The organism is Bacillus sanguinis, assembly GCF_018332475.1.
Taxonomy (GTDB): Bacteria; Bacillota; Bacilli; order Bacillales; family Bacillaceae_G; genus Bacillus_A; species Bacillus_A sanguinis.
Genome location: NZ_BOQB01000104.1, coordinates 12,678 through 35,981 on the forward strand (window position 1 = coordinate 12,678; position 23,304 = coordinate 35,981).

Annotated in this window: 26 protein-coding genes, 1 pseudogene and 1 other annotated feature; of the genes and pseudogenes, 16 read left to right on the forward strand and 11 right to left on the reverse strand. The window is 34.7% G+C overall.

The genetic code is table 11. The annotated features are described in order from the left end of the window. Positions 1-81 precede the first annotated feature (81 nt). The gene (gene dhp61 / locus KI369_RS13025) at positions 82-378 is read right to left on the reverse strand and encodes a protein Dhp61 (RefSeq protein WP_212956220.1); all 297 of its coding nucleotides are present in this window, start codon (positions 376-378) and stop codon (positions 82-84) included. A 148-nt stretch (positions 379-526) separates the two neighbouring features. Between dhp61 and KI369_RS13030 the strand changes: the two genes are divergently transcribed. Continuing rightward, positions 527-799, forward strand: coding sequence for a DUF3917 domain-containing protein (locus KI369_RS13030; protein WP_000636592.1), 273 nt, complete (start codon positions 527-529; stop codon positions 797-799). A gap of 48 nt (positions 800-847) precedes the next feature. Here the strand turns inward: KI369_RS13030 and mscL are convergent, their stop codons facing one another. The 3 genes from mscL to KI369_RS13045 all read right to left on the reverse strand — a co-directional run bounded on the left by mscL (position 848) and on the right by KI369_RS13045 (position 3,055). Continuing rightward, on the reverse strand, positions 848-1,240 hold the full coding sequence (gene mscL / locus KI369_RS13035) for a large conductance mechanosensitive channel protein MscL (RefSeq protein ID WP_144612230.1): 393 nt from the start codon (positions 1,238-1,240) through the stop codon (positions 848-850). Positions 1,241-1,368: 128 nt separating this feature from the next. Beyond that, positions 1,369-2,295, reverse strand: a complete 927-nt coding sequence (locus tag KI369_RS13040) for a Gfo/Idh/MocA family protein (protein WP_212956221.1) — start codon at positions 2,293-2,295, stop codon at positions 1,369-1,371. Between the two features lie 79 nt (positions 2,296-2,374). Continuing rightward, on the reverse strand, positions 2,375-3,055 hold the full coding sequence (locus KI369_RS13045) for an ankyrin repeat domain-containing protein (RefSeq protein WP_212956222.1): 681 nt from the start codon (positions 3,053-3,055) through the stop codon (positions 2,375-2,377). 149 nt (positions 3,056-3,204) lie between these two features. Between KI369_RS13045 and KI369_RS13050 the strand changes: the two genes are divergently transcribed. The 3 genes from KI369_RS13050 to KI369_RS13060 all read left to right on the forward strand — a co-directional run bounded on the left by KI369_RS13050 (position 3,205) and on the right by KI369_RS13060 (position 5,744). After that, positions 3,205-4,659 (forward strand): sensor histidine kinase, encoded by a 1,455-nt coding sequence (locus tag KI369_RS13050; RefSeq protein WP_212956223.1) that lies wholly within the window; start codon positions 3,205-3,207, stop codon positions 4,657-4,659. 1 nt (position 4,660) lies between these two features. Beyond that, complete coding sequence (locus KI369_RS13055) at positions 4,661-5,350, forward strand: response regulator transcription factor (RefSeq protein WP_063222470.1); 690 nt, start codon at positions 4,661-4,663, stop codon at positions 5,348-5,350. A 124-nt stretch (positions 5,351-5,474) separates the two neighbouring features. Then, the gene (locus KI369_RS13060) at positions 5,475-5,744 is read left to right on the forward strand and encodes a hypothetical protein (protein ID WP_212956224.1); all 270 of its coding nucleotides are present in this window, start codon (positions 5,475-5,477) and stop codon (positions 5,742-5,744) included. Positions 5,745-5,795: 51 nt separating this feature from the next. Here the strand turns inward: KI369_RS13060 and KI369_RS13065 are convergent, their stop codons facing one another. The 4 genes from KI369_RS13065 to acuA form a co-directional block, all read right to left on the reverse strand. Further along, positions 5,796-6,671: an alpha/beta fold hydrolase gene (locus tag KI369_RS13065; RefSeq protein ID WP_212956225.1), complete on the reverse strand. Its 876-nt coding sequence runs from the start codon at positions 6,669-6,671 to the stop codon at positions 5,796-5,798. Positions 6,672-6,783: 112 nt separating this feature from the next. Then, entirely contained in the window at positions 6,784-7,950 is a 1,167-nt protein-coding gene (gene acuC, locus KI369_RS13070) for an acetoin utilization protein AcuC (protein ID WP_212956226.1), read from the reverse strand. After that, positions 7,947-8,591: an acetoin utilization AcuB family protein gene (locus KI369_RS13075; RefSeq protein ID WP_088121031.1), complete on the reverse strand. Its 645-nt coding sequence runs from the start codon at positions 8,589-8,591 to the stop codon at positions 7,947-7,949. The genes acuC and KI369_RS13075 overlap by 4 nt, the downstream gene beginning before the upstream one ends. A gap of 17 nt (positions 8,592-8,608) precedes the next feature. After that, positions 8,609-9,241, reverse strand: coding sequence for an acetoin utilization protein acetyltransferase AcuA (acuA, locus tag KI369_RS13080; RefSeq protein ID WP_063222474.1), 633 nt, complete (start codon positions 9,239-9,241; stop codon positions 8,609-8,611). A gap of 176 nt (positions 9,242-9,417) precedes the next feature. Between acuA and acsA the strand changes: the two genes are divergently transcribed. From acsA to tyrS, 6 genes and pseudogenes are all read left to right on the forward strand, one after another. Then, entirely contained in the window at positions 9,418-11,136 is a 1,719-nt protein-coding gene (gene acsA, locus KI369_RS13085; protein WP_212956227.1) for an acetate--CoA ligase, read from the forward strand. Positions 11,137-11,273: 137 nt separating this feature from the next. Then, positions 11,274-11,348 (forward strand): annotated as a pseudogene (locus KI369_RS29870) (acetyltransferase); the annotation flags it as partial. A gap of 66 nt (positions 11,349-11,414) precedes the next feature. After that, positions 11,415-11,870, forward strand: coding sequence for a hypothetical protein (locus KI369_RS13095; RefSeq protein WP_071731406.1), 456 nt, complete (start codon positions 11,415-11,417; stop codon positions 11,868-11,870). Then, positions 11,851-12,396, forward strand: a complete 546-nt coding sequence (locus KI369_RS13100; protein ID WP_212956228.1) for an RNA polymerase sigma factor — start codon at positions 11,851-11,853, stop codon at positions 12,394-12,396. The genes KI369_RS13095 and KI369_RS13100 overlap by 20 nt, the downstream gene beginning before the upstream one ends. Further along, entirely contained in the window at positions 12,377-12,622 is a 246-nt protein-coding gene (locus KI369_RS13105) for a hypothetical protein (RefSeq protein ID WP_212956229.1), read from the forward strand. Before KI369_RS13100 ends, KI369_RS13105 begins: the two co-directional genes overlap by 20 nt. Positions 12,623-12,699: 77 nt before the next feature. Next, positions 12,700-12,928, forward strand: a binding site (T-box leader). Between the two features lie 70 nt (positions 12,929-12,998). After that, positions 12,999-14,255 (forward strand): tyrosine--tRNA ligase, encoded by a 1,257-nt coding sequence (gene tyrS / locus KI369_RS13110; RefSeq protein WP_000512075.1) that lies wholly within the window; start codon positions 12,999-13,001, stop codon positions 14,253-14,255. A 78-nt stretch (positions 14,256-14,333) separates the two neighbouring features. On the opposite strand, the gene KI369_RS13115 is transcribed toward tyrS, so the two are convergent. Then, positions 14,334-14,636 (reverse strand): YjdJ family protein, encoded by a 303-nt coding sequence (locus KI369_RS13115; protein WP_000154652.1) that lies wholly within the window; start codon positions 14,634-14,636, stop codon positions 14,334-14,336. A gap of 150 nt (positions 14,637-14,786) precedes the next feature. Here KI369_RS13115 and KI369_RS13120 point away from each other — a divergent pair, with 150 nt between their 5' ends. Continuing rightward, positions 14,787-14,915 (forward strand): hypothetical protein, encoded by a 129-nt coding sequence (locus KI369_RS13120; protein ID WP_000050940.1) that lies wholly within the window; start codon positions 14,787-14,789, stop codon positions 14,913-14,915. A gap of 186 nt (positions 14,916-15,101) precedes the next feature. Next, on the forward strand, positions 15,102-16,160 hold the full coding sequence (locus KI369_RS13125) for a hypothetical protein (RefSeq protein WP_212956230.1): 1,059 nt from the start codon (positions 15,102-15,104) through the stop codon (positions 16,158-16,160). Between the two features lie 132 nt (positions 16,161-16,292). On the opposite strand, the gene KI369_RS13130 is transcribed toward KI369_RS13125, so the two are convergent. Continuing rightward, entirely contained in the window at positions 16,293-17,081 is a 789-nt protein-coding gene (locus KI369_RS13130; protein ID WP_212956231.1) for a hypothetical protein, read from the reverse strand. A gap of 708 nt (positions 17,082-17,789) precedes the next feature. Here KI369_RS13130 and KI369_RS13135 point away from each other — a divergent pair. The 3 genes from KI369_RS13135 to KI369_RS13145 all read left to right on the forward strand — a co-directional run bounded on the left by KI369_RS13135 (position 17,790) and on the right by KI369_RS13145 (position 20,865). Beyond that, positions 17,790-18,254, forward strand: a complete 465-nt coding sequence (locus KI369_RS13135; RefSeq protein ID WP_212956232.1) for a Panacea domain-containing protein — start codon at positions 17,790-17,792, stop codon at positions 18,252-18,254. Positions 18,255-18,312: 58 nt separating this feature from the next. Further along, positions 18,313-20,058, forward strand: a complete 1,746-nt coding sequence (locus KI369_RS13140; RefSeq protein WP_212956233.1) for a hypothetical protein — start codon at positions 18,313-18,315, stop codon at positions 20,056-20,058. 306 nt (positions 20,059-20,364) lie between these two features. Next, on the forward strand, positions 20,365-20,865 hold the full coding sequence (locus KI369_RS13145) for a hypothetical protein (RefSeq protein WP_212956234.1): 501 nt from the start codon (positions 20,365-20,367) through the stop codon (positions 20,863-20,865). 233 nt (positions 20,866-21,098) lie between these two features. On the opposite strand, the gene rpsD is transcribed toward KI369_RS13145, so the two are convergent. Beyond that, positions 21,099-21,701, reverse strand: coding sequence for a 30S ribosomal protein S4 (rpsD, locus tag KI369_RS13150; RefSeq protein WP_000135316.1), 603 nt, complete (start codon positions 21,699-21,701; stop codon positions 21,099-21,101). Between the two features lie 400 nt (positions 21,702-22,101). On the opposite strand from rpsD, the gene megL reads away from it, so the two are divergent. Next, on the forward strand, positions 22,102-23,280 hold the full coding sequence (megL, locus tag KI369_RS13155) for a methionine gamma-lyase (RefSeq protein ID WP_212956235.1): 1,179 nt from the start codon (positions 22,102-22,104) through the stop codon (positions 23,278-23,280). Positions 23,281-23,304 lie beyond the last annotated feature (24 nt).

Genomic DNA, 23,304 nt, shown 5'->3' on the forward strand with positions numbered 1-23,304 from the left:
TGAACACTCCCTTATAAAGAATATTTGTATATGATAATTATATCAATTAATAGAAAAAATAACCATTTTTTTTAGAGGGGATTAATTCGCTTTCCAAAATGCAAAAAGTTCTTCAGGACTTCGTAAATTATGTTCAAGACATGTTTGTGCAGTACGTTTAAAACTTTGTATTAAATGCTTTAACCTAGAAGAATCATAGTGCTTTGCTTTTCCATCTACAATCGTTTCACCATTTTCTAAGTTAAGTGATATTTTTAGTAAAGTTATATTTGTTTCTATTTGTACAACTTCTATATAAAAAAACTTTTTGTCTAAGTCGATTGTAATATAATCGAATCGCTCTACCTGTTTAAAGTATCCTACAATATCATCTTCCAATTGAAACCCTCCTGAGTATGCGACTTATTGGTGACTTCGCTACAAAATGGTATTATTCCTTGTTATATGTCACATAAGTGCAAATTCAACTATTATAGGGCAATGTGATGTATAATAGAAAGAAAAGGCTTGTGAGGGGGGAGAAGAGATGATCGTTCTTTGGATAATTACGCTTTGTATGACTGCTATTTTTGCATATATGACGTTAAAACAAAATGGCTTAAAGCGATTTGTTCCAGGAAGTATTCTTGCAGGAATTGCCCTTATCACGTATGTAATTTCTATTTTTATTGAAAGTGTATCAGTGGACATGAGTACAAGTTTAATGTTCATGGGTATTACACTATTTGCAGGTAGTATTATGGTACTTATGGTTGCAGGTATTATTTTATTTATTCATATGAATTCGGAAACGTTATAGCATATAGAAAAGGCATGTCCCGAGGGGCATGCCTTTTTATCCGTTCAATTATGCTCTATCTTTAGAAGAGTTTTGTTGTTTTAATAAGTCACGAATTTCGCTAAGAAGAACTTCTTCTTTTGTTGCTTTTTCTTCTTTCTTTTCAGCTTCTCTTTTTAAAGTCATTTTGTTAAAGACTTTAACGAAAATGAAGATTGCAAATGCAACGATTAGGAAGTCGAAAATCGTTTGGATAAAGTTACCGTATTTAACAGAGGCCTCGCCTACTGTAAATTTTAATCCTGTGAAGTTAATTCCTCCCATTAATAAACCAATTAATGGTGTAATGATATCTTTTACTAAAGAACTAACGATTTTACCGAAAGCAGCACCGATTACAACCCCGACAGCTAGATCAATTACGTTTCCCTTTAAAGCGAACTTTTTAAACTCGTTCCACATGTGTTAATCCCATCCTTTCCACGATTCAATATGAAATTTATAATTCCTATCAACATATTCTATAGAAAGTTGCGAGAGAAATAAAGAGGAAATGGGAATGAAAGTAAATTCTGAAAAATGTATCCGTTTTAATTTTTATTTATATCATCTAGTAGAGATTGCAGCAGTTGTTGTGTTTTTAATCCGTCTAATCCATCTACAACAGGCTTTGTATCACCGTGTACACATTCGATAAAATGATGAACAGCATCTTCAAAGCCGCGCTGTTTCAACGTCGTATCCCATGATGGTGAAACGCTTTGTGAAACTGAATTCTCCTGCTCAACTTCAAATGTATTCATATTTTTTACGCGAATGATTTTCCCTGTCGTTACAAGTTCAATTTGTTCTAAATTTGTACCAGCATGGCGATGCATTGCAGTAGAAAGCAACAGTCCACTTGGCGTTGTATATGTATGATGTCCGTAAAGAAGTTCATTCTTTTCATTAGTTTGCATCATATTATGAACGACGTTAAGGTCATCGTTAGCTAACCAGCGAGCAGTATCTACAATATGTAAGTAATCATCTAACATAGTAAAGTCATACGTATATGGCCCGACTTTATTTGTACGGTGCTTTTCAATTCGAATCCATGAAATATTGTGAGCTTGCTCTTTTGCCGCAACATACATAGGAACGAATCGGCGATTAAATCCGACCATTAATTTTCGGTTATGCTTTTCGCTCAACTCGACTAGTCGCTCAGCTTGTTCTACTGTAGCTGCTAGCGGTTTATCAACATAAACGTCGATTCCTTTTTTCAGAAGTTCAGAAACGATTTCATAATGTGTAGCAGTTGAACTATGAACGAAGATTGCATCGCATTCTGAAGCTAACGTTTCAATAGAATGAAAATCTTGAATGCGGTATTGCTGGCACACTTGTTTTCTTTTCTCAGCGTTAGGTGTAAACGCTCCTACAAAATTCCAATCTGTTTCTTTCGTAAGTGTTGGAAGATAGGCCTTTTGCGCAATACTTCCAAGTCCAATCATCCCAATGTTAGGCTTATTCATATGTATTCCCACCCTATTCATATTGATATAACGGGTTAAATGTAGCATAGGGCGGGGGAGGAAGGCAAAAATTAGCGTTTTACTTATGTCCTTCTAACAAAATCTTTTCTATCTCTTCAAAGTGATGAGCGCGAGCATGCTCTAAAGGGGTAACACCATCGTTGTCTGGAATATTTACATCTGCACCGTGCTCGATAAGAAGGCGAATGACTTGTTGTTGTATTTCATTTCCGTTACTTAGTACGATGGCTTCCATTAAAGCGGTCCATCCGAGATTATTTACATGGTTAACATCAATCGTTGTTCGCGTAAGGAGTTCTTTAATAACATCGATATAGCCATGCTCTGAGGCAGGGATAAGAGCTGTACCGCCGTATCGATTCGTAAGCGTTGGATCAGCCCCAGCATCAATCGTTAGTTTTAAAATATCCAAGTAACCCTCTGCACCAGCGTATAGAAAGGGATTGTTTTTCATATTATCTTGGATATTTACGTCAGCACCTGCTTCAATAAGCGTCTTTGCGGTTTTCACATCATTTTTATATGTAGCAATCATAAGAGGAGTACGTCCTTTACTGTCCGTTATATTTATGTCAGCCCCTTTTTTGAGTAACGATATAACAGTATTCGTTTCTTGCTTCTCAGTAGCTGCTAGTAGCGCTGTCTCCATGTTTGTCATCTCCTTTTTAACTTCTTGTTCTTGCGAGCATCCTTGCAAAAAAATTACGCAACAAATCATACTTAATGTTTTTTTGAACATGGAATTTCAACCTCCTCATTTCAACTGTAAAATAAGAACATTAAATTTTGATAAACTGAAGCTAAAATTACTATAAAATCGCTTGAGTATTTGAACATATATTTTTATGCTTATGAGTAATAAGGTTTGGTAAAGTGAGGATGTAACATATGTCTATTAAAACAAGATTTTTATTCTCTTATATCGCTGTTATTCTCGTTTCCATCACGCTCATATTAGTCGCGGGATTTTTAATTGTTTTTTCCATAACAGGAGACTTGGAGTCAGTGAAAAATTTCTATAAAAGTTCCTATATTCAAAAGCCGCTTACGCCAGAAGAAGAGAATACGTATATTGAATTGAAATTAGCGGCAAAGAAAAATCAATCACAACTATTAGATGAATCGTTCGTTTCGTCACTTGAAAAAGAAGGTGTGAAAATAGTTGTAAGAAAGGGAGAAACCATTTCTTATGCTACAAAAGTATTTGAAAGTGTATCTTTAAAAGAAGCCCTTCCGAAATTTGAATCAGCCAATATTAATAGCCGTGGTACAACAGAACTAGGCGATACATTTTATCGATATGTAAAATTTGATTTTTATTTTCCAGGGGATGAAGAAGGGAGTATATTTGTACTAAAAAGGCAAAGTTCATTTGTCGATCTTACACAAAAGTTATTTCCGATTTTGTTCGGAGCGCTTTTACTGCTAGCCGTTTTACTTATAGGACTATTAAGTTATTTAGTCTCAAGAAGTGTAATAAAACCAATCTTTGTATTGAAAGATGCGACTGGGAGAATTAAAGAAGGGGATTTAGATTTTCAAATTCCAGTTACATCCCATGATGAAATCGGACAATTAAATCAAGGGTTTGAGGAAATGAGAAAGAAATTAAAAGAATCGATTGAAGTGCAAACACAGTATGAAGAAAATCGAAAAGAGCTCATTTCAAACATATCTCATGATTTAAAAACACCGATTACATCTATTATCGGATATGTGGAAGGAATAAAAGATGGAGTCGCAAATACGCCGGAAAAAATGGATAAGTATTTAACAACGATTCATACGAAGGCAAAACATATGGATACACTTATTGATGAGCTCTTTTTGTTTTCGAAGCTAGATTTGAATCGAGTTCCCTTTCAGTTTGAAACGATAGAATTAAACGTGTTTATGCAGGAATTATTAGAAGAGATGCAAATGGATTTAAGTGAGGAAGGTATAGAAGTTTACTTACAATTACATTCATCACCACTATATGTAACGGCCGACTGCGAAAAGATAAATAGAGTTATATCCAATTTAATTCATAATAGTGTGAAATACATGGATAAAGAAGAGAAGAAAATTACTGTAACAGTATTAAGTGATAACAATACAGTCATTGTAAAAGTGATGGACAACGGATCAGGTATTGAATCGGATACACTTCCCTACATTTTTGAACGTTTTTATCGTGCAGAGAAATCGCGAAATTCTAGCACAGGTGGAAGTGGACTTGGCTTAGCGATAGCGAAGCAAATTGTTGAAGAACATGGCGGAGAAATTTGGGCGGAAAGCGCGCTTGGGGAAGGTACAAGCATTTTCTTCTCATTGGAAAAAGTAGAGAAATGTGGTGAGTAAATTGAAAAGAATTTTACTAATAGAAGATGAAGTAAGCATTGCAGAATTACAGCGAGATTATTTAGAAATTAGTGATTTTCAAGTTGATGTAGAACACTCTGGAGAAACAGGTTTACAAATGGCTCTGCAAGAAGACTACGATTTAATCATTTTAGATATTATGCTTCCAAAAATGAATGGATTTGAAATTTGTAAACAAATACGTGCTATAAAAGACATTCCGATTTTACTTGTTTCAGCAAAGAAGGAGGATATAGATAAAATTCGCGGACTCGGTTTAGGAGCGGATGATTATATAACGAAACCATTTAGTCCAAGTGAATTAGTCGCAAGGGTAAAGGCGCATATTTCTCGTTATGAAAGATTATCAGGAAATGTGAGTAAGCAACGCGATACGTTATACATTCACGGAATTTCTATTGATCAGCGAGCGAGAAAAGTTTTTATAAACAATGAAGAAATCGCGTTCACAACGAAGGAATTTGATTTATTAACATTCTTTGTAACGCATCCAAACCAAGTATTAAATAAAGAACAGTTATTTGAACGTATTTGGGGATTAGACTCCGCTGGTGACTTAGCAACTGTTGTCGTTCATATTAGAAAGTTACGTGAAAAAATTGAAAGAGATCCTGCTCACCCGCAATATATTGAAACGGTGTGGGGAGCTGGTTATCGGTTTAACGTGTAATGTACCTGCCGAGTAATTGGCAGGTTTTTTTATGTTATTCGAACAAAAAGGGAATGATAGGTAATTTATGTTAAAATATAAAGAGAGATAAAACATAGGAGAGCATGAGAGGGCGTGCTACATTTTGGGAGATACATTAAAAGAGAATAAATCAAACAAGGCTTTAAAGATCGGAACGAATATCGTACTTATTTTATTAATTATCGGTGCAATACAAATGTTTTATGATGAAGATTCTACGAATGATCATTTCGGTGGGCTATTTATGATGGTCTTTTTTGGAATTAAAATAATTTCTAATTTTATGATGAGTATAAAAGAAGGAGATAAAAAGTCGATATTCATTGATGTAGGCTTAATGATTTTTTTGTTCTGCTTGTTGTTTCTAGTGTGAAATATTTCTTTTAAAAAAAGCTCATAGTCTTATAGAGACTGTGAGCTTTCCTTAATAATAACGGTACTGGCGTAATGATTTATAAAATGTTTGAGTAGTAGAAGTAAACAGAGTAGCTTCTTCTAAAAAAGGATAATGGTTACTCTCCTCAAATGGAATGAAGGTAGAATTACGTATACTCTTATGCATCTCGATAGAATACCGAATCGGGCACTGTACATCATGTCTTCCGCATATAATCAGTGTCTTTGTTTGGATGGAAGGTAAAGATTCTCTTAAATCAAATGACGGATATTCATTGGCGAAAGCGTTCATCCGGCTAGCAGACATTGTTTTTTGTATTGGTTTACAAAAATAAGAGTTGTATTTTTCCGGTTTATACAATGATAATTTTGTTCTATTAGTGGATAGTTCTTTTCGTTCTCCACTTGTAAGGTGAGGGGTTTTTAAGTTTTCGATGAGCTGTTGCATATAATGAAACTGTGGATGTGCTGGGTGATAAATGCAAAATAGTGTTTCGGTATAGTTACTTGCTGCAGCTCCGGCCACAACTAATGATTGTAAGGAATTTGGATATGTAATCGCATATAAAAGTCCAAGCATACCACCTGTTGAATGACCGGCGAAATGCCATGTTGGTAGTTGTAAAGCTTCCCGTATTGCTTCTAAGTCGTGAACGGTTTCAATCATACTTAATTCTTTTTCTGAATTGGCTTTTGCTGAGTTACCAGCGTTTCGTAAATTAATGAGGAATACACGATGCGTAGCAGTGAAAACATCCGCAAAGTAATCACCAGTCTCATTAAATTGTGAATAGTGATGTGTAATACAAAGTGGTTCGCCACTTCCTTTTGTAAAGAGTTCAAATGTGCCGCGTTTTATATTGATTATTTGTTGCTTCCACATAATAGCACGACCTTTTCTCATAAAAGTTAGACCACTTAATAAATATATCAGCGGTTTTCAAAATATATCGACTTACCGACAGAAGTCGACAATAAATAAAAGGAGGCTATTCAAAAACGAGCCTCCTTTTCGTTTAGTACAAAGATTTTGTCATATTATTCCGAATTATTTCAAGGGATTTCGCTACAGTTAATGCGTTCTTTTCTTCAATTTCTGGTTTACGGGGGATAGGTTGATACATGTTGTCTGGATCTTCCCATGTGAGGGGAAGCTCTGTTTCAGCTTGTCCTTTCCAAGCGTCAATCCATTCTGGAGGGAGATAACCTGAGATGTTTTGGATGTTGTTCATTTCGAGCCAAATAAGTGCCCAAGCTCTTGGGACGACGCGCCAGTGGTCATAGCCACCGCCGCCGACAGCGATCCAGCGACCGTCACAATATTCATTAGCGATTTCGCGAGCGAGCTTTGGTATTTCACGGTAAATATTCATCGTTGCGCAAAGGTGTGTAAGTGGGTCGTAATAATGAGCGTCAGCGCCATTTTGCGTTAAAATAATATCCGGTTTAAAGTATGCGGCAACTTCTTTTACGACAGTTCGATAGGAATCTAAAAACGATTCGTCTTCTGTAAAAGCATCGAGTGGAACGTTAAAAGAATAACTATAGCCATTACCTTGTCCACGTTCATTTACAGCGCCAGTTCCAGGGAATAAATAACGTCCAGTTTCATGTAATGAAATGGTGCATACGTTAGGGTCATCGTAAAAGGACCACTGTACACCATCACCGTGATGAGCATCTGTATCAATATATAAAACACGTAAACCGTATTTCTTCTGAATATATTTCATTGCGATGGAACTATCGTTATAAATACAAAATCCAGATGCCTTGCCGCGGAAGCCGTGATGTAAGCCACCGCCTAAATTAAGCGCGTGTTTTACTTTCCCGGAAAGAACAGCATCGACAGCTGTTAATGTACCGCCAACGAGTAATGCACTTGCTTCGTGCATATTTGGAAACATCGGTGTATCTTCTGTTCCAAGTCCATATGTCATTGCAATTGATTTTTCTAACTTACCTTCTCCAGCACATTTTACCGCATTTATGTATTCCTCTGTATGAACGTAGGCAATCTCTTCATCTGTAGCCATCCGTGGTGAGATGATTTGGGAAGGAGAGATAAAGCCACCCTTTTGTAATAAATCATACGTAAGTGTGACGCGCAGTTGGTTAAAAGGATGATCAGGGCTAAACGAATAGCCCCGAAAGTCATCCGAATAAATAAACGCGCTACTCATGCTTGCATCCCCATGATATTCGGCCATAATACGCGGTAGCCTTCTTCTTCAAGTGCATCAATCACTTTTAGCGGATTCATCGTTTGAATGCGGAAAACGAGTACTTTATCATTCTCATCTTTTGCTGGGTAGACGAGAACGCTCACGATATTGATTTGTAACTCACTAAAAATGGCAACGACTTTTCCGAGAATGCCAGGTTCATTTTTTACTTGAATTTCAATTTGTGAACTTGGTTGATGTGCTCCTGTTAATTTCACTAACGTGTGCAGTACAGTAGATTCAGAGATGATTCCTACTAACTTTCCTGCTTTGGTAACAGGAAGACAGCCAATTTTATTTTCAAAAAATAAAGTAGCAATTTCCTCAACGAAATCAAGAGGATGGCAAGTCATAACAGGGTGTTTCATAATAAGTTCAAGTGGTTGCTTCAGCATATCGAGTGAAACTTGTTCATCTAAAATAGACGGACTTGCATCTCTTACATCCCGATCAGAAATAATACCTACGACATGATTATTTTGATCGACAATTGGAATGTGCCGAATGCCTTTCGTGCGTATCGTTCGGATTGCTGTTTCGATTGTATCGTTTGGGTGTAGTGTCACCACATCTTGATTCATAATTTCTTCTACAATCATTCCAGTTGCCCCCTTTATTAATACATAAAACGATTGTGAAAACGTAGACGATCAAATGCTTGAATAGAATCCGTATCAACGCGTTTACCGATGCGGACCATTAAACAGTTAGCAGGATGCGAACAAATTTCAGGATCATCTGTAGCCATCCATTGTAACCCGCCAGCATTCATCATTTTTTCCATTACTTTTCGATACTCCCAAACATTTAAGCCTGTTTGTTTTAAATCCCAGTGCCAATAATATTCAGTCGTCAATATAATGTAATCTTCCATATAATCGTCCATCATTGAAACTTCTAATAAGTTCTTTCCGACAGCGCAACCGCGGAAGGCAGGGACAACTTCAATCGCCCCGAGTTCAATTAAGTTTTCTATCTTTCCTTCTGACCATCGTTCAAGTGGATCAGGATACAAGTATGTAACATATCCAACAATCGTTTGGTCATGTCTAGCAATAATGAGACGAGCTTCTGGTAATTTAGAAATTTCGACAATTGCTTTATATTGCTGCTCGGCAGGACGAAACGCAACTAAATCTGGATGAAATTCATACATTTCTAAGTTATGTGTAGAGACAGGACCTTCAATAATTAAAGTGCCTTTCGCTGTTTTCAAGTTTCTAGCATTATATATTTTTTTATGAATCAATGTATTGCTCACCACCTTGAGGGTTTGTGAATCTATTAATATCGTACTTTATAATATATGCGATGTGAATCGAAATTTGTCATTAAAAATTTGTCTAAAAATCAACAAATATACTGAAAATTTTAAATAATGTCATTATAATAGATAATAGAATACATAGGAGGGGGATGTAAAGTATGAAAGTAGAAACGCTTCCTGTCATTAAAGGAGAAAATAATTTGCCGAATTATGATGAGGCATACGCGAATTTTAACTGGGAAGAGGTTAATAAAAACTTTACTTGGAATGAGACAGGCCGAGTAAATATGGCGTATGAGGCAATTGATAAGCATGCGAAATCCGATCGAAAGAATAAAGTAGCTCTTTATTATCAAGATGGATCGCGAAAAGAGAAATATACATTTAAGGAAATGAAGGATTTTTCTAATAAAGCAGGAAACGTCCTTAAGAACTATGGCGATGTAGAAAAAGGCGATCGCGTTTTTATTTTTATGCCACGTTCTCCAGAGTTATATTTCGCACTTTTAGGTGCAGTGAAATTAGGAGCAATTGTTGGACCGTTATTTGAAGCATTTATGGAAGGTGCAGTTCGCGATCGTTTAGAAGATAGCGAAGCGAAGGTGTTAATTACAACGCCTGAATTGCTAGAGCGTGTACCATTAAATGATTTACCAGCTTTAAAAACAATCTTCCTTGTTGGAGATAATGTAGAAGAAGGCGGTAAAACGGTAGCGTTCAATCCTTTATTTGAACAAGCTTCAAAAGAATTACATATCGAATGGTTAGGCCGTGAAGATGGTTTAATTCTTCATTATACGTCTGGTTCTACTGGTAAGCCAAAAGGTGTGCTTCATGCGCAAAACGCAATGGTTCAGCATTACCAAACGGCGAAATGGGTATTAGATTTAAAAGAAGACGATGTATATTGGTGTACTGCTGACCCAGGCTGGGTAACTGGAACTGCTTACGGCATTTTCGCACCGTGGTTAGTCGGAGCATCAAATGTTGTTTTAGGTGGACGCTTTAGCCCAGAAGCTTGGTATGAAGCACTGCAAGATTACGGTGTAACAGTTTGGTATAGTGCACCAACAGCGTTCCGTATGTTAATGGGTGCTGGACAAGATGCAATTAAAAAATATGATTTATCACAAGTGCGCCATGTATTAAGCGTTGGTGAGCCATTAAATCCAGAAGTAATTCGCTGGGGTATGAACGCATTTGGACTTCGTATTCATGATACATGGTGGATGACGGAAACAGGTGGACAAGTTATTTGTAACTACCCTTGTATGGAAATCCGCCCAGGTTCCATGGGTAAACCAATTCCAGGTGTGAAAGCAGCGATTGTTGATAATGAAGGAAATGAAGTGCCACCATACACAATGGGTAACTTAGCAATTGGTAAAGGTTGGCCAGCCATGATGCGCGGAATCTGGAATAATCCGCAAAAATATGAGTCTTACTTCATGCCGGGAGATTGGTACGTATCAGGTGATTCAGCTTATATGGATGAAGACGGATACTTCTGGTTCCAAGGACGTATTGACGATGTAATTATGACGTCAGGTGAGCGCGTTGGACCGTTTGAAGTAGAAAGTAAATTAATCGAGCACGCTGCTGTTGCAGAAGCTGGTGTAATTGGTATTCCTGATCCAGTTCGCGGAGAAATCATTAAAGCATTTATCGCGCTTCGAGCAGGATACGAGCCATCAGAAGAATTAAAAGAAGAAATTCGTCAATTTGTAAAGAAAGGCCTAGCAGCTCATGCAGCGCCAAGACAAATTGAATTTAAAGATAAATTACCGAAAACGAGAAGTGGTAAAATTATGCGCCGCGTATTAAAAGCGTGGGAGTTAAACTTACCAACAGGTGACTTATCAACGATGGAAGATTAAGAGAGGAAGGTCTGAACGAAATAACGTTCAGACCTTTCTTTTTTCTTCCCTCTTTAACCTACATATAAAGAGGGAAGAAAATGAAAACAGAAAAAGAAAAAATGATACTAGGAGAAATATATATACCGACTGATCCAGTTGTATTAAAAGATGTGCCGGACAATGTAGTAGTTGGCAGGAATCCTGCGAAGATTATTAAAAAAATAAAATAATATTTGAACGAAGCACCTTCCTCGTCTGTATACATTTATGAAAGAATAGATGAGGGAGGCTTTTTTATGTCTAATAAATTACTTCTTACTTTTGCTTTAATTGGAATTATAGTCGTATTTTCTTGTGGTTTGCTATTACCGATGCCAATCGGATTTAAAGTATCAATGATTACAGCTGGCGTTATGATGATTGTTATGTTTTCAATCATTATTCCATTTGATAGAAAACATATAGTAAGAAAAAATGGATATAAAATTGATTTTACGAAAACAAAAGTATATTTTCGCTGGAATGTATTTGATACGATTTCGGCTTGCTTGGCAGTGTATGCATGTATATGTGTGCAAGCGTTAAATATTTTAGTTTCAACCGGCGAGACAATACAAAACCCATATGTACAATTTTTTACGAATCAATCGCAAGTATGGATTATTGTCGCAAGTTGCTATTTAATTTCCCGTATTTCGTTAACGTTAAAAGGAATAAAGGAGATCAAAAATCATGGCGCAGATTGGGATTGAGGAAGAGCTCATGCTTGCGTACAAAAATGGAGATAAACAGGCGGGAGAAAAACTATATGTTTTAATCAAACCAGCACTATACACATTTTTGTATCGATTTAATCGAGATGAACAATTGAGTATCGATCTTGTCCAAGATACGTTTTTGACGTTAGAACGAAAGAAACATATGTATGAACTTGAAAAAGGAAAAATAAAAACGTATTTATTTCAAATTGGTTATCGTCTTATGGTTAATAAATTAAATAGAAGAAAAAAGTGGCGTACACTTTTGCCATTTTTAGTGCCGATTCCGGAAAAAGAATTTTCTCACGAAGATCGGCTCACAGTAAGAGAAGCAATTTTGAAAGTTCCAGAAGAGCAAAGAGCGGTCCTAATCCTGTCTTATTATCATGACATGCAGCAAAAAGAAATTGCAGAGGTATTAGATATTCCAGTCGGAACGGTGAAGTCGAGACTTCATAACGGAATAAAGAAATTGAAACAATTGCTGGAGGTGGATGAAATTGAGCGAAAATCCCTTTAAGAATGAATATAAATTGCAGCAACATTTAGATAGTGACCATGTAGAAGTACCGGACTTTCCAAAAACGGTAAGTCGCTTCGATCGATTAATCGGATTTCTTGGTTCCCCGGCGAAAGATCCTGTGGAGGCGACGATTGGGAATGATTTATCAGTTGTGTTTCATGTCTCGCTATTAGTTGGAGTTCCAATTCTTTCTCTTATTACGATACTCTTTATGGCGTTGTAAAGGATTGGCAAGAAGAGAAATCCAGACCTTATTTGACACGCCTATATAAATGATGGTATAAAGAAAAGTATATGAATAATTGAGCGTGGAAAGGGAGAAGTAGTGATCATTTCCCTGTTTTAGAGAGCTGATGGTCGGTGGAAATCAGCACATAGATGATCGCGAATTACGCCCCTAGAGCATCTTTTTTCGATTGAATTGTATTCAAAAGGGAAAAGACGGTGCTAAGCCGTTATGTAAATAAGGTGGTAGGCTTTTTTTGTCTGCAACTAGGGTGGTAACGCGATAATCAAAATCGTCCCTTATTTGAAGGGGCGATTTTTTTATGTTTTCAACCTTCACGCCAGTAATGAACTTAAAGGAGAGTATGTAGGATATGGGTATTTTACAAGATCTTGAATTTCGCGGTCTAATTAATCAGCAAACAGATGCTGAGGGACTTGAGCAATTATTAGAAAAAGAAAGCGTTAAATTATACTGTGGTTTCGACCCGACAGCGGATAGCTTACACATCGGTCATATGTTACCAGTATTAATGTTACGTCGTTTCCAATTAGCTGGTCACCAACCAATCGCACTTGTTGGCGGTGGTACTGGTATGATCGGTGACCCAAGTGGTAAAAAAGCAGAACGTACATTAAATACGAAAGATACAGTTGCTTACTACACAGAAAGCATTAAAAACCAGCTTTCAAACTTCTTAGAGTTCGAAAACGTGGACAACCCAGCAACAATGGCTAACAACTATGATTGGCTTGGTAACTTAGATGTCATTTCATTCTTACGCGATATCGGTAAAAACTTCGGTTTAAACTATATGTTAGCAAAAGATACAGTAGCGTCTCGTTTAGATACTGGTATTTCATTCACTGAGTTTAGTTATATGATTTTACAATCATACGACTTCTTAAACTTATACCAAAATCATAATTGCCGCCTGCAAATCGGTGGTAGTGACCAATGGGGTAACATTACAGCTGGTCTTGAATTAATCCGTAAATCAGAAGAAGATGCGAAAGCATTCGGTTTAACAATTCCACTTGTTACAAAATCTGACGGTACGAAGTTTGGTAAAACAGAAGGCGGCGCAATTTGGTTAGACCCAGAGAAAACAACTCCTTATGAGTTCTACCAATTCTGGATTAACACAGATGACCGTGACGTTGTTAAATACTTAAAATACTTTACATTCTTATCTCATGAAGAAATTCTTGAGCTTGAAAAGCAAGTAGCTGAAGCACCAGAAAAACGTGCAGCACAAAAAGCATTAGGTTCTGAAATGACAAAACTTGTTCACGGCGAAGAAGCATTAGAGCAAGCGATTAAAATTTCAGCTGCGTTATTCAGCGGTTCTGTAGCAGAACTGACTGCAAGTGAAATCGAACAAGGATTCAAAGACGTACCATCTGTAGAACGTACTGCAGAAGATACAGTATTAATCGACTTACTTGTAGAAAGCAAAATCTCTCCATCAAAACGTCAAGCGCGTGAAGATGTAACAAACGGCGCAATCTACGTAAACGGTGAGCGTACACAAGCATTAGACTACGTTGTAACAGAAAACGACCGCATCGAAGGTAAATTCACAATCATTCGCCGCGGTAAGAAGAAATATTTCTTAATTCGTTACTAATCAGAAACGAATATAAAACAAATAGTACCCCGAATTGTAGGCTGAAAAGTTTATGATTCGGGGTTTTTATGTATGGATTTAAATCGCCGGATCTTTTCTTTTAAATAGAGTATAAAGAATTAATATAAGCATATAAAGTAAGCTAATGACCATAACGATAAATGCTGTTGGATAAAATTTTGCTGCATATATAAAGAAATCGATTTGATAAATATCTTCGTAATTTGAAACGGTGCCTTTAAAGTAATTCGTAAATTTAGCGCTATATTTCCATTCATCAGGATTATCTATTAAATTACTTCCCTGATACCAACTCATCAGTGCGGAAGTAATAAATAGCATAAATGAACTTCCGAGTTGAACCATTTGGTTTATTGTCAAAAAGAATCCACCTCCTATTTAATGGTTATTATAGCGTGCATTCACATGCCTGTAACCTTTTTGTTGTAATCTCCTTTTCGAGTTCATACGGAAATCACATGTAAGCGGTATGATAAATGTATAACAACTAGAAAGGAGTGGTAAAACAAAATGTCACTAGAAGCGCTCATTATTTTTTCTTTGCTAAATGCGGGTCAGCTTGCAGAGAATTCGAAGGTAGATATACATAAAGAGCAGAAAGATGCTTATGTATATGTTCAGAAAGAGGAAAATAAATAACTTTAATATATATAAATAAAAGCTACTCGAAGTAACTGTTTTGGTGTCTTCGGTAGCTTTTTTGTATGCATGGGATTCAAATTTAGTAAGTGAGCTATTTGATAGAGGGTTTGTAGAAGAAACAAGTATAATTAATGTGAACTGATAAATTGATAAAAATAAACCGTTATAAACAGGAGGATTTGTATGGAACATAGTGAGGCATCTCAAAGATTGTTACTTTCAGATTGCATGGATTCTATAATTACTATCCAAAAGTTGGGTAATAATGGTAGCTTAATATTTGAATTCCTTCCGTATATAGGCATTATTATTTCTGGAGTATTGGATTCCTTTGATGAGAATCAACAAGTAAGGTGGCATTCAGAAGAAATTAGTAAAATTATGAAGATTAGGGCTGAAACAAAAGTCATAAATAAGGTCAATAAAACAGTTGAATCTGTATCTGAATCAATTTCGTTATTTGCTGATTATTTAACTAAGGATTATAACAGTTTTCAAAACATGTTTATCAATGTATTTGGGCAGGATAATTTTGGGTGTTATAAATTTGAAAATGTATATGTAGGTAATACTTTTAGGGCAAATATGATAGTAAATAATTTAATGCATGAGTTAGATAATGGAGAAGAACTCAAAGGTTTTGGTGAAATAATGGCTCAAATTATTTGCACGTATTTGAGAGAGAATGGATTTGTAATTCCAACAAATATTCCGATGGTAGAAATAAATATAAAGGATGAAGACTATAGATTTTCTTTGGAAAATAGGATGAAGTTGTTTGGAAATGATGTAGACAATGATATTAATATTATTTTGTTTAATATTTTATGTGGCATAAATTACGTTCTGGCCATTTTACCACAAGTATTATCCAAAGAAACAAATCTTTATAAAAGGATAGTGTCTATCTGTTGTTATTCAAGTGTACAAGCGTTGGGGAAATTAATGAGAACAGATGAACAAAGTTCAAGATATTATGGCGCAGTTGAGAGAAAAGAAGAGATCACTATTATAATTGATTCAATAAATAAACTATATACATCTAGCTTACGAAATAATATTTTCCATTATGGCATAAGGGAAAATGATTTAAAGATGATTCGTAAGGAGATATCTTTTCTATTTGGATTAGTTGAAGAAAAGATTGATATATCAGTATGTGAGTTTGTTCAAAATCAGGAAAAAATCTTGTTAAGAGTACGAAAAATTATTACGGATTGGCTACAAATTAAATCAACATAACATGTTTAAAAATAAGGGAAGTTGTGATTGCAGGAAGGTTTTTATTTGAGTAAACATCAGACAATGTTTTTAAGATTAGGGTTATGGTTTATAAATAATTTTGCTTAGATCAATTAACCTAAGCAAAATTATTTATGAATCTTTATTGTTTTTAATGGTGAATAAATTTATAAAGCCTAAAAAGTATTGTATTAAAATAGCTAAGAATGTTAAGTCAAGGAATTTACAGGTAGTAATATGTATCATTTGAAGAACCCTAGCTAATGTGTGCTCATTAAGTAATTTTACGTAGTTTTGGAGATTATCCGAATTAATAGGTAATGCAAAGTGGATAAGGAAACTAAAGTATATAAATTCCCAAATATCCCCTTCGAATAGTGTATTATCATAAAAACTGAATGTGAAATTGTAAAGTATTCCAAAAACTATATCAGGTAGTATTAATGTAATAAAGAGAGCTGCAAAAAGACGTATAGCGAATCCTATCCAGTCAAGTTTATTCGTAATATTTTCTGGTTTTTTTATATGTTTATAAAGATAAAATATTACTTCAAATAAAAAAAACAAAAAAACAAAAATTGTATACGTAATTGTTAAATAAAGTATTTCTTCCATATGGTTTGTTACTGGTAAGAATAAAAAAGTATCCTTGTGATAGGGTATTGCTCCTAAAAAAAGGAAAAATGATGATAGCGAAAGCAGAAAAGCTAATAATCGATAAATAGGAGTCATCGATTGTAAATTGAGTTTATTTGTTAAAACTCGTATAGTGATCCCGTAATATGAAAATAATATTGCGAACAATAGAATAGAGAGTAAAAGAAATTTTGGAAATAAACACGCGAAAATAATAAAACTGGGTAATAAAAGTATGATGACAGCAATTAAATACTCTTGAAAAGAATATGAAGGATTGTTCATAATATTCATCTCCTAACCAACTTAATTATAGCAAATAAATCCAGAAAACAAATACATTCATATGAATTTGCAATACTAGAAGCCTTTAAATTAATTTTTATCATATAAATATAACGTTTAAAATATATGTATTGTTAATTATGGAATGCAAGAAATAATCAATATGGATAAATAACTAAATAAATAATGGCTGGAGAAAAAGAATTATTAGGTAGCTAATCTAAGCTAAGCTTGCAAGTCCAGTTTTAATTAAAAAATCAATTCTTATATTGCTTGAAAATGATGTTTTTGATGGCAATAGCATTTTAGAAGAACTTTCAAGTGAGTATCAATTAAGCTTACGTGAAGAGATGTTTGAAGCATTGAAGGGTTTAGAAGAAGGTACACTAGCTAACTTTAGAAATGATAGATCTAATGTTGTGTTAGAACTGACAAGAAATACTAAATCGAATAGAATGGTATAAATTATAAAAGGACACTGAATGGGAATATAGTTCATTCGGTGTTCTTTTTTGTTGTCACTTTGTAGTGAAATTATTGGAGAAGATAACAAACTATTCCCTTATATAGAGTGTTTTTAAAATAACAGTACAAGATATAGCGTTTTTTGTAATACTTGGAAAAAAGAAATGGATTTCATGATTTTATTGTAATAATGTTGTAAAATATAGATAGCAGGAAAATATAATAGAGAAGGGAGACTTTATTATGACAGTCGATGCGAGAATGGTTGCGCAGTATTTTTTAAGTCGAAGTACTCCTAATACAGATCGTTCCATAACACATTTAAAATTACAAAAACTCGCATATTATGCACAAGCTTGGCATTTGGCTTTAAACGGGATTGATCAACCTTTATTCAAAGATAAAATTGAAGCATGGGTTCATGGTCCGGTTTGTCCGTCCTTATATTCAGTGTTTAAGGGGGCTGGACGTTTTGAAATACAGCCAGAAGAATTCCCTGAGGAACTAAATAGCAGTGAGAACAAAAAGAAAAAAGAAACTTTAGATATGGTTTGGCAGAATTATGGGGGATACGATGGAAAGTTTTTGGAAGCATTAACACATCAAGAACTTCCATGGATAGAAGCTAGAGAAGGATATAAAGAAGATGAATCCGGAGACGTAGAAATTTCTCATGAATCTATGGAGAAATTTTATAAAAAACATTAAAAAAACAGACAAGATTTTCTTGTCTGCTTTTTTGTAGAAGGGGAATACGAAAAAGAAAATGAAGTTGACATCAATCAGACATACATTCTTAGAGTGGTTAACAAAATTAAGAGGTACAGTTATATTTTTAATATTAGCATACTTAGTTCTTTGTATAATGATATTTCAGTTATCAAAAATAACACCTTTTTACGTAGTCTTAGAAAACTATGTATGGTTAAAAGGAGTATTTACAGATATACAAAAAGTTTTTAATGCGCAAAAAATTATTGATATGTTTAAATATGTTTTACCATTAACGTTAACGGTGTACATCTTTTCATATAGAGAGAAGAAGCAAATTGCTCCTTCCAGTATCAATGGAATATCTGAAAGTATAAAATTGAATTTATTTCTTGGATTGGCTATTCCAACCTATGTATATGGTGTATTTATCAAAGATCAAGTTGACATAAGGGAATATAGTGTTTTTTTGATTGATATTTGGTGGGTTTCGGTATTGTTATCGAGTTTGTTGCTAGGTTTTGTTTTATTACAAGCATTTAATAACATCAATGTAACTCAAATGTCGCATATCACGATTAAGCAGTTGGAAAAGGAGATAAATGATTTAAAAGATGTTATTAATGCTTCAGATAATCCAAGTGATAGAGTATATAAATTGATTATAGAGAAAGAAAAAAGGATCCATGCGCAGATAGAGAGTGTTTATCAAATATTAGGGTATATGAACAAAAACAATATGAATCAGATGTTCATAGAAAATTTGAAGGCTCTTAAAGCCCCTATAATCAAATTTAATAACGGTGCTTTTTTGGAAGCTCAAGAAGGGAACTACATAGATAGAAAGAAAATTGAAGTGATGGAAAGAGTGTACAATACTTTCTGTGTTAATCATATCTCATTAATTCCAATGTTATTTAATGAAAATAAAATTAGTAAAGCAAAATTGGCATTAGAAATTTATGTGAATCATTTGAAGCCAGGTTTGGAAAATCAAGCTTTGAATACCCGATTCAATATGAGTTTAAATGAACTGATTTTAAATTATAAAATGGACGATATGCAAAAGGTTAGGATTTTGCTACGGGTGCTAAAAGATCTGGATAGAGATAAAATTGAAAAGATTTATGAAAATTTAATGCGTATAATTATTGAAACTCAAAATATAAAAGTGCTCTGTAATATTGTTTATCCGATTACACAAAGGATAGAGGTCTTTAAACGTTCTACAAAAAAAGATCCATCATCCGTAATGCTTCAATTTATAAAGTTTAGTATAGTGCAAAAAGATATACATTTAATCATGAAATCAATTCTAAAGAGTATAGAGTTAGGACATCATGCTTGTACGGGATTTTTAATTAAGTTTTTAGTTACAAGGTATGAAGATTATCAAATTAAAAGAGCGATAGAGAGTTTTAATAGTGTAAGTGCAAATTTAGTTTTAGATTTTACAGAAGATGAGCAAAGAACAGCCGAACAAACATCAGAACAAAATGTAGGCTTTCATTTTAATACAGATACTTTCGACTACTGTTTTCACAAAATGTGTATACTTCTCTATGGACAACAAAAATATTCAGTGAAAAAGCAATTAAAGTTAGATGGAGCTGGAGCTAAGGATACAGATGCAGAGTACATGGATATTGCGACAGTGCTAGATGATTGTAGTCACATAGAATATATTGTGAAAAAAATAGAGAATAGGGAATCTAGTTATGGGTTATTATTTATAAAAAATAAAAAGTTTATGTGGTCCCTAAAAAGTGAATTAAAACGTGTGGGGAATATTTCAATTTAATTAACCAAAAAAGCCGATTCTTTTTTATGGAATTGGCTTTTTATTTAGTTGTTTTTTATAAAATCATAGAAATTCTATCCGATAAAAGTTATAACTCATGAAAAGACTCCTTGAAATAACCTCTAAATTATATTGATTTTATGTATTATTTGTAAATATTATGGTTTTAAGATTTATGATAGATGTTGCTGTAATGTTAGGAATAGTAGAGAATGGATAGAAATGCTCAAAATAAAAAAGTGAATATTTTATATTTGTTTTTCTATATTTTGTTATAATAAGTTATAAAAGGGCGGTGATTATATTATGTGGTATGACATTTTTTTTGATAAAAGTGGTATTTTTCAATGGGCTGGTGTAGCTGCGGTTGTATCATTTTTAACATTTGTTTCAACTTTGACTTCTCTGGCAGTTACATGGGTACAAGGAACTAAAAATAGGAAATCCACTACTTTAGTAAATTTACGAATTCAAGAATTAAAGGAAATAAGAGAAGAGGGAGGAACTTTGATATCATTAATAAAAAATTTTATGAATGAAAAAAAGATGCGGATGAATGCCGATAGCGGAATATTGAATATAGATCCGATAATTAATCAGTTAGATATGCAACTCAATAGAATATCTTCAAAACTATATAGACATACATCGCAAAATTTGGAATTGCAGGTTAAAATATCATATAATCAACTCTTAGTATTAAATTTGAACCATACTGATCAATTGATTGAGATACAGATAAATATTGAGCAAGCTCTGGGTGAGTATTCAAGGATTGAATATGCAGAAATAGAACAATCTCTTTAAGGATAGTTAATTTTACTGTCCTTTTTGTTGTGTTTTGAGGTGTTATTGACGTGAGATAGGTTAAAGTCTGTCACGGAAAAAATTTTATTAAGAAATATAATATTAAAGTGGTATCATTCTTTTTTTATTTTGTGTATTCTTTTCTATGATTATACATAAATAAAAAAAGCCCAGGCCCCTTGATAAACAAGGTTCCTAAGGCTTTTAATACGACTCTTTTCAGAGTACCAAGATTAACGAGAGTAGAACTCTACGATTAATGCTTCGTTGATTTCAGCTGCTAACTCAGAACGCTCAGCGTGACGAGTGTAAGTAGCTTCTAATTTATCAGCATCGAAAGTTAAGTATTCTGGTACGAAGTTGTTAACTTCGATCGCTTCTTTAACAACAACAAGGCTGTTAGATTTTTCGCGAACGCTGATTGTTTGACCAGGTTTTACACGGTAAGATGGGATATCTACGCGAGCGCCATCAACCATGATGTGACCGTGGTTTACTAATTGGCGAGCTGCACGACGAGTGCGAGCTAAGCCCATACGGTAAACTAAGTTGTCAAGACGAGCTTCAAGAAGGATCATGAAGTTTTCGCCGTGCTTACCAGGCATTTTACCTGCTTGGTCAAATGTGCGACGGAATTGACGCTCAGTCATGCCGTACATGTGACGAAGTTTTTGTTTCTCTTGTAATTGTAAACCGTATTCTGAAAGTTTCTTACGTTGGTTAGGACCGTGAGGACCTGGTGCGTAAGGGCGTTTTTCTAATTCTTTTCCTGTGCCGCTTAGAGAGATTCCAAGACGACGAGACAGTTTCCAAGCTGGACCTGTATAACGAGCCATAGTTGACTCCTCCTTTAAAAATGTTTTTATTTACGTAAAATAAAAACAGACGTAATCGATATTTACGGGCATTTTGTTTTCATGTACCTTCGCTCCAGCAGCAGGGAGTTACGAGATACACCTCCGTAGAGGAACAAAATACAAACGATAAACTCACATTACAAGGCTGCCTTTTTATTTTACACAAACGCTATTATATCTTTTACCCAGAGTTTCGTCAAGCGAGTACGTTTTTGTTTTATGCATATAAATTTTGGAAATGAACAAGAAGGAATTTAAAACGATATAAAAGAAGTGATAGAAACACAAATAAAACGCTTACATAAAATGTAGTAAAAAATGTTCATTAATTTTTTGTTGATGAATATGCGGCAGTAAAAACATAAAAGGGGATGTTTTTATGAAAAAGAAGCATATGGAGACAGCGTTAATTCATCACGGGTATACATCTGAGGAACATAAGGGAAGTTTGACACCACCTTTATTCCAAACGTCTACATTTACATTTGAGACCGCGGAGCAAGGAGAGGCGAGTTTTGCGGGAGTGGATCCGTCTTATATTTACTCAAGGCTTGGAAATCCAACTGTAAAATTATTTGAAGAACGTATGGCGGTGTTAGAAGGAGGGGAAGAAGCTCTTGCTTTTGGATCCGGTATGGCAGCTATTTCAGCAACGTTAATTGGTTTTCTAAAAGCTGGAGATCATATTATTTGTTCAAATGGATTATACGGGTGCACGTACGGTTTTTTAGAAGTGCTAGAAGAGAAATTTATGATTACGCATTCGTTTTGTGATATGAAGACAGAGGCTGATGTCGAAAATAAAATTCGTCCAAATACAAAGGTTATCTTCGTTGAAACACCGATTAATCCAACAATGAAATTAATCGATTTAAAACAAGTTATTCGGGTTGCGAAGCGAAATGGCTTACTTGTCGTTGTTGATAATACGTTTTGTTCACCTTATTTACAAAGACCGCTTGAGCTAGGTTGTGACGCGATTGTTCATAGTGCGACAAAATATATTGGTGGTCATGGCGATGTTGTGGCGGGTGTAACAATTTGTAAAACGAAAGCGTTAGCTGAGAAAATTCGCCCGATGCGAAAAGATATCGGCGGTATTATGGCACCGTTTGATGCGTGGTTATTGTTACGCGGATTAAAGACGTTAGCGGTAAGAATGGACCGTCATTGTGATAATGCAGAAAAAATTGTATCGTTTCTGAAAAATCATGATGCGGTAGAAGGTGTTTGGTATCCAGAAGGAGAGTTAGCATCTCACCAAATGAAACGGGGCGGCGGCGTAATTTCTTTCTCAATTAAAGGCGGGAAAGAAGAGACGCAAGCGTTTATCAATGACCTTCACTTTATTACAATTGCCGTAAGTTTAGGGGATACAGAAACGTTAATTCAGCATCCAGCAACGATGACGCATGCGGCGATTCCAGCTGAGTTAAGACAAGAGATGGGTATTTACGATAATTTAATACGTTTATCTGTCGGTTTAGAATCATGGGAAGATATCGTTTCTGATTTAGAGCAGGCACTAAAGAAAATATCTACTGTTAGTAATCAATAAAAAAGAGTGAGCTATCGGTTTCGT